Raw genomic sequence first — 13,102 nt, 5'->3', positions numbered from 1 at the left:
TCCCCCCTTGCAAAGGGGGGAGACCGGAAATCTAGTTCCCTCCCCTTTGCAACTACGGTGTACACACAAGTCATCGAATTACCCAAAAAAAAAGAAAAACCTCACCCTGTCCTATCTTTAATCCCTCTCCTTACTAAGGATAGGGACAGGTTTTACGCAGTAAAACCAGGGTGAGGTTTCTTAGGGACTACAATACTTAACCGCAAATTGCCTCAACAAAGACTTGTGTGTACACCGTAGCCCCTTTGCAAGGGGAGGGTTAGGGAGGGGTAAAACATACGCTTAACAAAAGCTGTCTTTATCAACATCGTCATGTTTCGTCTTAATGTTGCAATGTTTCGGCTTAATGTTGTAAGGTTTCGGCTTAATGTTGTAATGTTTTGGCTTAATGTTGTAATGTTTTGGCTTAATGTTGTAATGTTTTGGCTTAATGTTGTAATGTTTCGGCTTAATATCGTGTTTGTCGTTAGAAAGTTTCCAAGCCCCCGCCTTTAGGCGTGGGGTTCATGACAATCAATAAGGTGTTGCCTGAATAGTAATCGTTCTTTGTTGCGAATTGAACTGGATTTCATCCACAACATATTGCCGATTTCTAGCCACTGACTGAATACCCTGCAACTGTTCTGTGGAAACTACAGGTGGTTTGAGCTTCACCACTGCTTGACCTTGACTAGGATTTTTGACAGTAAAAGTATTTATGGGGATACCACTCCAAGTTACTAGCTTACCTGTGGGGCGATCGCGTTCACCCCGGATAATTTGCCGCCCATTGCTTCTGTAAACTAATGCCCCATTCTTGAAGAGTACTTTTGCAATTTGGCTCAGGGGAATTGTGGCAGTTTTTCCACTACGCTGAATTGATAGTGCTTGTCCTTGTGCATCAATTCCTATTACTCTACCACTGCTTGACTGACCGCTTTTAAGGATGACCTCTGCTAACTCTGGTAATGCCACTGCAAGTTCTAATTCATCTGCTTTGATTTGTGTCTGCGCCAACAAAGAATTTCCCGTCTTGATATTTTGGCTCATTACAGCTTGGATGTTTACTACTTGTGCTGCTGCCATTAAAATTGCTACAACCCATCCCTGGAAAAAAGCTTTCATGGCTTTAACGGTATATTTGACTATATTTAACTTTCTCATTAAACTTCAAAAGTTTGTACCAAATTTACGTAAAATTACCAAAAGAAACTGAGCGTTCATCTGTAGGGGTTTCTAGTTGAGTGCAATATAGACCTAACCCCCAACCCCTTCCCTTGTAGGGAAGGGGAGTAAGATTTAAAGCCTTTTTTCTCGCAAAGGGAAGGCGAGTAAAATTCAAAGCTTCTCGCCTCTTAGGAGAGAGGTTTGGGAAGAGGTCATAATATTGCATACAAACGATAAACTCTATACTATTTCCCCCATCTTGCTTATGACTCAAGCCCCCAATCCCAACCAGGAAACTAATATTTTAGGTAAATTCACAAGTGTACTTGGTTTACTGGGTGCAGCGCTTTTCTTTGCAGGTTGGATTTACCGTTGGTCATATTTCTACTTTTTTCAGCTAGAACTCAATACTCTCGACTTACCCGCACAGTCATTTTTGATAGTTCCTCTGCAAATATTTCTTGGAGATAGTTGGACAATTTGCAAAAGTGCGATCGCCTTTTTTGTAGCTGCGATCGCAATTCAAGCAACGTTATGGTTAATTAAAATCATCAGTGATACGGTAGTCTCTGCCAGCCAATTACTACTGAATCGCATCATCTCTACTACTCAACACAAACGCTCATGGACAGCTAAACGGCTTAAATCTCTAGCTGAATTTAGTTTTGGGCAACTGCGCTCAGTTGAATTTCTGCGATCGCTAGTCAATGAAATAGTAATAGTATCTTGGGTATTAATTGTGATATTTTGGTTAGCTCGTTGGCAAGGCATTGCAGATGCACGACGAGACGCTGGTCAAAACTCCACTTTACCTGTTGTAGCCTTAATTACACCAGAAGAAAAGTTTGCTGTGGGGCGCAAACTTGATGATATATTTGCCGATCCTTCATTGAAAGGTTATCGCATTATTGGCGATCGCGGTTTATTTGATGACTTACGAGGCAGGGAAGATAATGATATCAGCAATCCAAAAGAGCCGAGAGTCTGGCGTTTACTCCTAGAACGTGGCGGCTGGATTTATTTGTTTCGAGCATTGCCCCCAAATGCAAAACCTAATGAGTTACCCTCACTGTTGGCGATTCAAGAAAGTGATAAGGGACATATCATCATTCGCAGTCCAGAAGTTTCTAAATAGCTTTCAATATTTAATTAATATAACTCTCAATATAAGAGACGGTAAATTTACCGTCTTTTATTTTATGGAAAACTTAGTGGTAGAGTAAAAATATACTGATAGCAAAAGTCGTTAGTTATCAGCATAAAGTTATCAGGTAAATTATGGCTTTAACTGCTTCAACGATGTTGCCTCTAGGCACAAAAGCACCAGATTTTGATCTACCGGAAGTGGTATCTGGAAAGGCAACTTCACTTGCTACCTTTGCAGATAAAAAAGTGCTGTTGGTAATGTTTATTTGTCGGCATTGCCCGTTTGTCAAGCACATCCAAAAAGAATTAGTGCAGTTAGGCAAAGATTATTTTACAAGTGATTTAGCGATCGTTGCCATCAGTGCTAATGATGCAAACAATTATCCCGATGATGCGCCAGAATCGTTACAAGCATTTGCCACAGAACAAGGGTTTAATTTTACCTTATGCTACGACGAGAGCCAGGAAACGGCAAAGGCTTACACAGCAGCTTGCACACCTGATTTTTTTGTATTTGAGGAACAACGCAAGCTTGTTTATCGGGGACAATTAGATGATAGCCGCCCCAGTAATGGCAAACCTGTAACCGGTGCAGATTTACGCGCAGCCATTGAAGCAGTGTTGGCGGATAAACCTGTTACAAGTGAGCAAAAGCCAAGTGTCGGTTGCAATATTAAATGGAAATCTGGAAATCAACCCAGTTATTTTGGTTAAAAGGGATGGCGTATTGGGAGTTAGGAGTCAGGAGTTAGGAGTTAGAAGTTAGAAGTTAGAAGTTAGGAGTTAGGAGTTAGGAGTTAAGAATGACTCCTTATCTTCCCCAATCCCCAATTCCCAATCCCCAATCCCCAATCCCCAATCCCCAATATCAGTGCTTAATTTCCAAATTCAGTATGTAGCATCCCAGTTGGACTTTTTCTGCCCACAATTCATATTCCAGGCGTAAATGTTCTGGTAAGGGATGTCCGTTAAGAGTTAGGCTATTAGTAAAATTTCGCAAACGAATAGGATCGTTAGGTCGCAATGACTCAGTTGGCAACCAATAGCGGCTAATGCCGTAAACGCCCTGTTCCCAAAAGTGACGGTAACTTACTTGAGCATTACCTTGCATAGTCATGATGACTCGGTAAGGAGAAATCTCTAGCCACAAAATTCTGGGACTGTTAGGGGTGTAAGCTTTACTCTTACTTTGAGGAAGTTTGTCCTCTGGACTGACTACACTCTCTACCTCGCAACTAATTAGGGGCGGTGCAGTTAACAGCAAATGGAATCTATCAGTATCTTTTTGATACAATGTCGCGGCAGTTTCCACAACAGACCAGATTGGTAGGTCAGTGGAAATAAGTGATAAGCACACGGGCTTGCGGTGGTGGGTCAGCATGGGAGCGATAAGGGCTAAAAGCTATTGAACAAAGTGAAATGAACACTCTAGCTGTCTAATAGGTCAGGGTAAGAAACTAAATAGTAAAACAGGCTTAATAATTAATGAATCTGCGGATTGCTTAAGCTATACAAATCCGCATAGAAACAAGTAGAATTTCGGCTTAGACAGCAAAAACGGTACTTTTTCTAGAGAGAGCTAATTCGGAAGTAAAGCTTGTAAATATTCTAAGGCTATAGCCTCAAAACAGCGGAAGTCGTTTTTGGTGCTAAGAAACCTTCTTGAGGGAGACTTCCGGTAGATTGGAATAAGTTTCATATAGCAAAAATCGATAATATACCAGCCAGGAAGTTACCAGAAGCAAGAAACTAAGTGGTTGGTAAACTTCCAGTGTATTTAAAAGCCAGTGTATCCTAATGTCGGCTTCTGTTATAACCGTAGAAACTCACGAAGGCTTTTCTCACAAGTTAATAATTCAACTGCCTCCTTTTGGTGTCTTTACGCGATCGCACCCAGGTGATTAGGGATTTTTCACCAAGCTTTAATGTTGGGCGTTCTAGCCAAAGATAATATTATAGAAGTTACGCATTGACAAGAAAAACTAAGTATGGTATGAGAAAAACCACATCTGTTGTAGGAGCAATTCATGAATTGACCTACAGAGGCTTCATCTCCCTTATGCTTCGTTTTTAAAATACCCGTTAGTTTTTTACTTAAAGTGTATTTGTCAAAAGCCCCGAAAAAGTGGCGGCAATTGTGATGATAATGGGATTGTATTGGTGAAGAAAAAAGCGGTAGGCTCGAATCTCTTAGTGATAGGGATACGAGAAAGCAAGTCTACATTTTGATTCTGATTTCTGGATTCTTATTCCAAACTACTAAATAAAAGCATATCGAAAAACTTAACAATAATATTTCCATTTACCTGCCTTGTAAATGGAATCAATAAGTCATCAATACAATTTTTGTGCATTTTCTACAGAATCAAATTCATAAAAATCACCAAAAGTATTAGTATTTACACCACTTAACCAAGTTTTAGACCTCAATTCTAGAAATTTTTTAATTTCTGCATTGATTGCAATTCAATCTATCTGATTGAAAGGAATAGATACTTGATAATCGGCATATACAAATACCTTACCCATAGTGATTTTTGACCTAATCTTGAATCTGTGTGCAATAGTTTTCTCGCATTTTAAGCTTTGTTATTTACTCATTACTATTGAGAATTTTGGGAACTTTGAAAAATTCGCCTTCCTGTTCAGGCGCATTGTTAAGAATACTTTCCCGGTCAGGATAGGGTTGCAATAGATCCTCTCTTGTAATATTACTGACATCAATTGCCCGTGTTGTTGGAGGCACATTACTGACATCAAGTTCATCTAACTGTTGAATGTAATCCAGAATACTTCCCAACTGGGTAGTAAATTGTTCTTCTTCGTCTGGAGTCAATTCTAAACGAGCAAGATTGGCTACTTTATGAACTTGTTCTTGGTCAATCATAAATTGTTATTGCTCATTGGTTATTGGTGATTAGTCATTAATCCTTAGCAAATGACAAAGAACTAATGACTAATGACTAAAAGAATACGTCAATTTGCGATCGCCCGGTGGTTTTTAGCCAGTTTTGAGCTTCGATGTAGTTATTGGGAGCCATACGAATAGCTCGAATCCAATAGTCTGCGGCTTGATCAAACAGTGCTTCGCCAGCTTCGTTATCTCCAGATTCTTTTTCCTTTTCACCTTGGTAGTGATAAATCACGGCAATGTTGTTCAAGGCTTGGGGCATACGTGGGTTTAACTCAATTGCCTGGTGATAGAGTTCTAAAGCTTTGTTGTGGTCGCCGTTGCTAGCATAGATTAGCCCCATATTGTAGAAAATATAACCGCGATCGTTGGTATCTTCCTCTAGTGTTAAAGCTTCTTCATAGTATTCCAATGCTTCAGCATATTCCCCTTCTGCTTGGGCGGACATACCATCTCGATAATAAACAAACGCTTCTTTAGCTTTTTTATTGGTTGGCAGGATCTTTAGAATGATATCTGCCATCACTGTAAAAGATTTGTCAACAAAATTATCGTTTTTTTGTGTTCTTGGCATATTTGTCTCTGGGTATGGGGCATTGGGCATGGGGCATGGGGCATTGGGCATGGGGCAATAATCAATAGTTTTTCTTTCCTTGTTGCCTCATCTCCCTAATTTCTCCAATCCCCTAAGCACGCTCAATAGTTAATTTAACTGATTTGTGGGGGCATTCTCATCACTGAGTGGGATGATGCACTGTTGGCTATTATGCCGAGAGTTGTTTACCAAGGTGCTAACTGGATATGAAGTCATTGCTGGCGCTGGATAGGGACGCAATAACTGCTGTAGGGTTTGGGGAGTTTGGACTTGTGAATCTAGCCATAAATCGTAATCTTTTGGCTCTAGAATCACTGGCATCCGCTCGTGGATAGGTTGAAGTAATTCGTTGGCTGCCGTTGTCAAAATTGTACAAGAGATTATTTCCTCGTTAGCAGGCGTTCCCGCTTCTCCTGTCGGAGACGCTGCGCGAACGGGTTGCCATTTTTCCCATAAACCTGCGAAGCCGAAGGGTTGCCCATCTTGAAGGCGAAAATAAAACGGCTGCTTTTTACCTTGTTGGCGTTGCCACTCATAAAAACCATCAGCTAATACTAAACAGCGACGATGTTTAAAAGCTGAACGAAAAGCCGGTTTTTCAGCAACAGTTTCTGCCCTAGCATTAATCAGCTTTGCCCCCATTCCTCCATCTTTTGCCCATGATGGAATTAATCCCCAATGCAACTGCTTAAATTCACGGTTTTCGCTTTCGGGGTTTTGTAACACTGTTGCCACCATTTGCGTAGGTGCAATATTAAAATTGGCTGCTAAATCCAGAACTGGCTCGACGTGAAAAACTTGAGCTAAGGCTTCTGCTGACTGGTTTAGAGTAAATCTTCCACACATACTTTTATTTTCGACCACTAACTAAAGTAAATATCTCAATCTATAAATCAATATTTTTTTATTTTTTCAGATAATTTTATCTAGTACTCAAAAGCTGAATTTTTACAAGAAATTATCCGGTTTTGTGGAAATATTTTGGTAAGATATTGTATTTTAAACCTTCACTTATCAACATATTGATAACTGCATTTTAACATGGAACTACTGCGTTTGTACGATTTTTTACCTTCTGGGAATGGTTATAAGATACGTCTTTTATTCACACAATTAGGTATGCCTTTTGAGAGGGTAGAGCTTAATATTTTGAAAGGCGAGACTCGAACACCAGAATTCTTAAGTAAAAATCCTAACGGAAAGATACCTATTCTGGAAATTGAGCCAGGAAAATACTTAGCAGAATCAAATGCCATATTGGTATATTTGAGTGAAGGGACAGAATTTTTACCTTATGACCGCTTTTTGCGATCGCAAGTGCTGCAATGGTTATTTTTTGAACAGTATAGCCATGAACCTTTTATTGCTACATCAAGATTTTGGATTTCTATTTTAGGTAAAGCTGAAGAATATAGTGAGGCTATCAAGGAAAAACGCGAACCAGGTTATGCAGCACTTAGCTTGATGGAAAAACATTTAACCTCTCACACTTTTTTTGTAGGAGAATGTTACACGATTGCTGATATTGCCTTGTTTGCTTACACCCATGTAGCTGACGAAGGTGGGTTCGATTTAATACAATTTCCTGCTATCGAAGCTTGGATAGAAAGAGTTAAAGCTCAACCAAGATATATCAGCATTACACAAGCATAAAAAGTCGATTTTACAAATTAATGTCTCTCTCGTTTATTGACTCTCCTAGAGGGTGTTTTTAAAAGAGGTATTTTTCAAGAACATATTACTAAGTAGCAACTAAATATCTGTATCAATTTCTATCAGCTTTTGCCGAGAGGACAAACCCGACTTAATTCTGATATCGGATTTGGTTACATCAAATTTATTTGCTAGGAGTTTAATTAACTCTTCATTAGCCTTACCATCAACTGGGGGCGATTTTAAATATACAGTCAAACTGCCATCAGGTTGTTCTTCAATTTTTTGCTGTTTTGAATTAGGTTTAACCTTGACTTTTTTTTGCATAACCTATTTTCTGTAATTGTCGCAGCCATAAACAACCTAAAACACAACCCAATCCGTAATGAGGAAAATCCCACCAAACAAAGGTAGTACCAAGTAATAATTTCCCCACCAAAGTGGCGCGAATCTCATTTAATAGTGGTGGATGCAAAAGTTGCAGGAATTCTAGTATACAGGTGATGACAAAACCGATATGGGAATTTTGACTATCGCCGTTCGACTTCTGAAAAACCAAAATGCAAACAAACACCAAAATATTTCGTAAAGTATAGCGGTTCCCATTCAGATGCGGTACAAAATGATATCGCTTGGTGTAAGGGCACAGCAATGCTGTGCCCCTACGGGTGTACCTTACTAAGTCGAGAAACGCTATATCCCTCTTCTGTCACTCTCCGAAAACTTTTGCCTTTTCTGAATTCTAGAGCTTTTGTATAGCCTGGGATCGCACGATTATTTTCTAATAACAAATACAAGACCGATCTTTTTCTAATAGTATAGCTTGTATTCATTGCCTCATAAGGCTTCTAGCAATCGCCCTCCCGGAGAGTGACAGAAGAGGGATATATCTCCTCCGTAGTCATTAAACTACTGATGAGCTAAAATTTAGACAAAAGTCCCATCGGTACAACGATGAGTATAGAAATAATAATAAATATTGTTTGATTCCGATGTCGAAGCATTTTATCAAGGCTAAAAAATAACGAAAATCTTAGCCTCTGCACCGCTCTTTCTTAATAATTCGTAATTTTTTATTTTATTAACTAGACGCTGTAGTAGTCTGTCAACCTAGTTTTTAGGGTTTGTAGTAAGCACTTTAGTGCTTAGAAAATAAGGACTGAAGTCCTTACTACAAACTTTTTTACCCATCAATTTAAACTTGACAGACTAGTAGGGACAATTCATGAATTGCCCTACCTGAAAATATTTCTTTTCGGCTATTTATGGATATCTTCTGCTACCAGCGCCCACTACGCCGATTTTGTGGCGATAGGAGAGTTCGGCACCGAACCAGCCAGAAGCGCTGGTTAATGTACCAACAACTAGTGAGATTAACAGTCCCCAAGGTACTATTCGGGATTCAGCGTCGCCCCAACGTAGAAGGAAGTTAATGAGTGATAAAACGAGGATAGAAACGTTAAGGATCAAATGCGTCCAACCGGCGGAACGCTTGCGGACTCGTTCAATTTTCACAAAGTCGCTGAGGCCGATCGCAGCTGCGAGTAAACCTCCAGCTAATCCGAGTCCAATTAACCATAGCGAAGCCCTAGCCCAAAAGAAATCACCAGTTAACCAGTAGCCAATGTCACTTCCCAAAGCGGCGGCTAAAAAGGCGATAGGGAAGATTACACTGAGGGGATGTAGGGGATGTCCTGCGATCGCAACTGTGCTAGGTACGCCTGTATCCAGATACTCACTGTCATTACTTTCAATAACTGGTGGAATATTTGGAAAAGGTGTTGAACTTGTTTGCGTTGTTTCTGTACTTTCCATAAATTGACTCGTATAAATAGCTAAATAGCGTATCCTTGAATCAATTTAATAAACTAGCATCAAAATCTTATCTATCTGATGATGGAATATAGATTTAAATATTGTCTGTCTAAAAGTATAACTATATGATTTATTTTAAATAAAATTATGTAGGCAAGATTTTATAATAATTTTGTTAAAAGCAAATTAAAACCAGGCACAATATCTTCACCGCTTAATATTGCTGTAGCTGGATATTGAGTAATTGAATCATCCCGACGATAAACAAAAGCTTGCTGATTTTTGCTATCAATTAACCATCCTAATTGAACACCATTACTAATATATTCTTCCATCTTGGCTTTGAGTTTTGTCAAACTGTCATTTTTAGAACGAATTTCAATGACAAAATCAGGTGCTAAGTTAATAAATTTATCATCTTGCTGATCCCAATCTTCTGGTAAGCGTCCTTTCGCTATAAAAGCAGCATCAGGCGATCTGACAGCCGTATTCGCTAATCTAAAACCTGTGCTGGAACTAAAAACTTCACCTAAATTCTGACTTTCTACCCAATTTAACAAATAGGCTCCTGCTTTGATTTCTCGATTACCAGAAATTCCACCAGTCGGGGGCATAGTTTCTAAGGTTCCATTAGCATTGCGTTCAAATCGCAGTTCTGAGTTTTGCGAACTCATCAGAATTAATTCTTCATCCGTAACAGTATACAAAGACTGTACGGTTATTTTTTCGCTGGTCATGATAATGTCATAGCAAGCTTGATAGATATTTCAATTTTAGACTGAGATTATCCCCTTTTCCCTTCTCCTGCTCTGCGTTCTCTGCGCGGCAGTCGCTCATGGGGGAAACCCCCAAGATCGCGCTGCCTTGTCTCTGTGGTTTGTTCTAAAAAGAAGTCAATAAAAGATTCATCGGAGCTAGACAAATAGCTTTTTTCCAGAGACTATATAGTGATATCTCTCACAAACAAATTTTGGCTTTTACGTTCTCTCTCTAGATAAAAAATCTTTCTCTCGGCAGATAGGTGTACTGACATTATCATGACTGCTATGTTACCAATATGACGATAGTAAGACAAAACGCCTTAAATCCAACCGTAAATCCTTCAGTAAACCCTCCAGAAACATTGGCAGAAAAGCGCATTGAAGCAGAGCGGATGCGCGACGTTCTACTTTTGCTGCAAAATCTGATTAACAGTGAAGAAGCCACTGTAAAACTAATTCTGGATTGTCTCTATGATGTTGGTTCAGTCAATATAATCAACCAAAAGCTTCGCGTGAAGCCTCTAAACAGGGTGATGAAATTAATTGCCCGAATGTCTAAACCAGTTTTTAAAACTTTGGCTTTAAATTGGTTTAAGAAAAACTGTCCCCAACTGATTACTAATTGGCTACAAACGCAGGTAGCTTTTGAAAGTATTCAAAATGTGCCTCAAGAAGTTGCTGTTGAAGTTGCAGAACTTCAACCATATCCTATCCCACCGACAGAAAATCCTTACCAAGAAATTAAAAATTTGCGTTCTCAGGTTAGATTGCTAGCTTGGATTTCAATAATAGCGATCGCTGTTTTAGCAGTAACAGCAATTAGGTTAAACTGAAACCCATAATTAGCACCGTTATCAAATTTAATAGATCCATCAATCTATTTTCCGCTTAAGATGCACTTGGGTTGTAAAAATCGTAGCTCCTTAGAGTGTAAATAATTTTGGTTCCATAAGGCGTTTTAGGAAATAGTTGTTTGATTAACTCCAAACAGCTTGACTCGTTGTATTGATAGCACAGTTAAATAACTGGTTCAGCATATATGCTAATTCGTACTATGACTTCGCCCAAACCTACCTTGGAGGATATAGAAATACATTTACTCTTGGAAGGGGTGTATCAGTATTACGGTTATGACTTCCGCAATTATGCTCTTTCTTCACTAAAGCGCCGCATTAATAGCTTCATGCAGTTGGAGGGGTTAGCTAATATTTCTGCCTTGCAAGAGCGGTTACTACACAACCGTGCTTATTTGGAACGATTTTTACTTGCTCTGACGGTTAATGTAACATCAATGTTTCGAGATCCTAGTTTTTATAACACCTTCAGAAATCAAGTTGTCCCGTTCTTGCAAACCTATCCGTTTATTCGCATCTGGCACGCTGGATGCTCTACTGGTGAAGAAGTTTACTCATTGGCAATTCTACTACAAGAAGAAGGACTTTATCACCGTTGCCGGATATATGCAACTGATACAAATGAGAAGGTGTTACAAAGTGCTAAAACTGGTATTTTTTCCCTGAAACTGATGCAGGAATATACTCAGCTTTACCTGAAAGCAGGCGGCAAAAAATCATTCTCAGAATATTATACAGCAGCTTATGATAATGCTATTTTTCGGGCATCTCTAAGAGAAAATATTGTGTTTGCCCAGCATAATTTAGCAACTGACAGTTCTTTTAATGAGTTTAATGTCATCCTTTGTCGTAATGTCCTTATCTATTTCAATCAGGTACTTCAAAAGCGGGTACATGGACTGTTTTATAATAGTCTCTGTACTTTTGGAATTTTGGGTTTAGGAAAACAAGAATCCATCAGGTTCACCTCTTATGAACAGCACTATGAAGAGATAGTCAAAGGGGAGAAACTATATAAGAAAATAGCTGGTGTTTAAAAATTTTAGATTTTAGATTTAATCTAAGTATTTTTGAGATGACAAAGTTGCAATTTTGTCAAAAGACAGTCCGTCAAACATTTTTAATTGTGTTGAGAAGATACACTTAGCGATCGCTTAAGGTAAATTACACATTGAAGTCTTAAAGGAGATTGTCGATGCAACTTCTCGAATGTCCTCCTATTGCAGTCATTGCTGGAGAAAATGCGGTTCACATTTCTCAACTACCTTCGACATGGCAAGAGATTGCTAGAGGAACCACGAGTGTCGGAATTTCCCATCCCCAAAGCTATGTTGAGATGGCGCAGTTGTTCCTATACAAATTACAGCATGGTGACGTTGACTTATTTAGCGATCGCCCCCAACTAGCTCACTTGATACCCTCATTCTCTCAGCTATTTGCACAACTAGCATGGGAAACCCTAGAGTTTTTTGGGCAAGACTTTCTCAAAGACAGCTATCCGAACTTTGAAAAAATTCTCCGTGATGTGGAGTCAAAGGGGACAGAGTACGCTGATGAAGTAAAAGTGGCTCGCATTGGGATAGATTTATTCAACGAATTTGGTTATGAACTACCCGCCAGCTTCTATCATGTGCATTTAGCACCAATTTACCGCGATCATATTTTTGAAGAACGCGCTTTAAGATTTGACCCCCGCGATATTGAACACAAACGTTCTTGGGATGCCATACTCCATGCAGGTAAGGTGTTTGCGATTCAGATGAAAGTGCAAAGCATTGCTTCCAAATACGGATTTACTTATCAACACGGCTGTGGTTGTAACTCTCACTTATCTTCCATTGATGTATCTAGTGGCGCATTTGAATATGAATTGAGTCTCGAAAAGCGCCAGCGATGGATTCGCAGTTTTATTTGGACTGCTTGGTATGAGTATGCCTTTTTTGCGATCGTCCCAAATACCAGTTACTTAGTGTAAAGAGAAACAAGTAGAGGGAGAAATTTCTCCCTCATTCTTATTTAGGCACTTCCAAATAAAAAAACATCCCAAAACCGACGCAAAAATCCTCTCTATTTCTCCTCTCTCTGTGTTCTCTGCGCCTCTGTGGTTCGTTAACGAGTCGCGGAAGCCCCACCCTCAATGTACTCATAGGGTGGGGATTGTGAGCGGACGGCGACGAAACCAACTCCGACCGATATTAGTCGTTAGGCTGATTAGGGAGTG

The 13,102-nt window shown here is 39.4% G+C and carries 15 protein-coding genes; 6 read left to right on the top strand and 9 right to left on the bottom strand.

Annotated elements, in window-relative coordinates; genetic code table 11:
• Window positions 1-513: 513 nt before the first annotated feature.
• The gene (locus tag V7K98_RS08305; RefSeq protein WP_335020618.1) at window positions 514-1,143 is read right to left on the bottom strand and encodes a hypothetical protein; all 630 of its coding nucleotides are present in this window, start codon (window positions 1,141-1,143) and stop codon (window positions 514-516) included.
• A gap of 268 nt (window positions 1,144-1,411) precedes the next feature.
• Here V7K98_RS08305 and V7K98_RS08300 point away from each other — a divergent pair, with 268 nt between their 5' ends.
• Together V7K98_RS08300 and V7K98_RS08295 are read left to right on the top strand one after the other, a co-directional pair.
• A complete protein-coding gene (locus V7K98_RS08300; protein ID WP_335020616.1) occupies window positions 1,412-2,281 on the top strand; it encodes a hypothetical protein in 870 nt (289 codons plus the stop codon).
• Window positions 2,282-2,424: 143 nt separating this feature from the next.
• Complete coding sequence (locus V7K98_RS08295) at window positions 2,425-3,006, top strand: thioredoxin family protein (protein WP_335020615.1); 582 nt, start codon at window positions 2,425-2,427, stop codon at window positions 3,004-3,006.
• A gap of 154 nt (window positions 3,007-3,160) precedes the next feature.
• On the opposite strand, the gene V7K98_RS08290 is transcribed toward V7K98_RS08295, so the two are convergent.
• The 4 genes from V7K98_RS08290 to V7K98_RS08275 all read right to left on the bottom strand — a co-directional run bounded on the left by V7K98_RS08290 (window position 3,161) and on the right by V7K98_RS08275 (window position 6,644).
• Entirely contained in the window at window positions 3,161-3,673 is a 513-nt protein-coding gene (locus tag V7K98_RS08290) for a hypothetical protein (protein ID WP_335020613.1), read from the bottom strand.
• Between the two features lie 1,212 nt (window positions 3,674-4,885).
• Entirely contained in the window at window positions 4,886-5,179 is a 294-nt protein-coding gene (gatC, locus tag V7K98_RS08285) for an Asp-tRNA(Asn)/Glu-tRNA(Gln) amidotransferase subunit GatC (RefSeq protein ID WP_335020611.1), read from the bottom strand.
• Window positions 5,180-5,255: 76 nt separating this feature from the next.
• Entirely contained in the window at window positions 5,256-5,777 is a 522-nt protein-coding gene (locus tag V7K98_RS08280) for a photosystem I assembly protein Ycf3 (RefSeq protein ID WP_265276497.1), read from the bottom strand.
• Window positions 5,778-5,906: 129 nt separating this feature from the next.
• Window positions 5,907-6,644: an SOS response-associated peptidase gene (locus tag V7K98_RS08275; RefSeq protein ID WP_335020607.1), complete on the bottom strand. Its 738-nt coding sequence runs from the start codon at window positions 6,642-6,644 to the stop codon at window positions 5,907-5,909.
• Between the two features lie 195 nt (window positions 6,645-6,839).
• Here V7K98_RS08275 and V7K98_RS08270 point away from each other — a divergent pair, with 195 nt between their 5' ends.
• Complete coding sequence (locus tag V7K98_RS08270) at window positions 6,840-7,451, top strand: glutathione S-transferase family protein (RefSeq protein ID WP_335020605.1); 612 nt, start codon at window positions 6,840-6,842, stop codon at window positions 7,449-7,451.
• Window positions 7,452-7,550: 99 nt separating this feature from the next.
• On the opposite strand, the gene V7K98_RS08265 is transcribed toward V7K98_RS08270, so the two are convergent.
• From V7K98_RS08265 to V7K98_RS08250, 4 genes are all read right to left on the bottom strand, one after another.
• Window positions 7,551-7,778: a DUF167 domain-containing protein gene (locus V7K98_RS08265; RefSeq protein ID WP_335020603.1), complete on the bottom strand. Its 228-nt coding sequence runs from the start codon at window positions 7,776-7,778 to the stop codon at window positions 7,551-7,553.
• Window positions 7,756-8,103: a ribosomal maturation YjgA family protein gene (locus V7K98_RS08260; RefSeq protein WP_335020601.1), complete on the bottom strand. Its 348-nt coding sequence runs from the start codon at window positions 8,101-8,103 to the stop codon at window positions 7,756-7,758. Before V7K98_RS08260 ends, V7K98_RS08265 begins: the two co-directional genes overlap by 23 nt.
• Before the next feature lie 611 nt (window positions 8,104-8,714).
• Window positions 8,715-9,266 (bottom strand): DUF2231 domain-containing protein, encoded by a 552-nt coding sequence (locus V7K98_RS08255; RefSeq protein WP_335020599.1) that lies wholly within the window; start codon window positions 9,264-9,266, stop codon window positions 8,715-8,717.
• Window positions 9,267-9,427: 161 nt separating this feature from the next.
• Window positions 9,428-10,003 (bottom strand): Uma2 family endonuclease, encoded by a 576-nt coding sequence (locus V7K98_RS08250; RefSeq protein WP_335020597.1) that lies wholly within the window; start codon window positions 10,001-10,003, stop codon window positions 9,428-9,430.
• Between the two features lie 320 nt (window positions 10,004-10,323).
• Here V7K98_RS08250 and V7K98_RS08245 point away from each other — a divergent pair, with 320 nt between their 5' ends.
• The 3 genes from V7K98_RS08245 (at window position 10,324) to V7K98_RS08235 (ending at window position 12,856) form a co-directional block, all read left to right on the top strand.
• On the top strand, window positions 10,324-10,860 hold the full coding sequence (locus V7K98_RS08245; RefSeq protein ID WP_335020595.1) for a hypothetical protein: 537 nt from the start codon (window positions 10,324-10,326) through the stop codon (window positions 10,858-10,860).
• A gap of 221 nt (window positions 10,861-11,081) precedes the next feature.
• Window positions 11,082-11,918, top strand: coding sequence for a CheR family methyltransferase (locus V7K98_RS08240; RefSeq protein ID WP_335020683.1), 837 nt, complete (start codon window positions 11,082-11,084; stop codon window positions 11,916-11,918).
• A gap of 158 nt (window positions 11,919-12,076) precedes the next feature.
• Window positions 12,077-12,856, top strand: a complete 780-nt coding sequence (locus V7K98_RS08235; RefSeq protein WP_335020593.1) for a hypothetical protein — start codon at window positions 12,077-12,079, stop codon at window positions 12,854-12,856.
• The last annotated feature ends 246 nt before the right edge of the window (window positions 12,857-13,102 follow it).

Source organism: Nostoc sp. (assembly GCF_036917435.1).
In the GTDB taxonomy this organism is placed as follows: Bacteria; Cyanobacteriota; Cyanobacteriia; order Cyanobacteriales; family Nostocaceae; genus Nostoc.
This window is presented reverse-complemented; position numbering and strand designations above follow the sequence as displayed.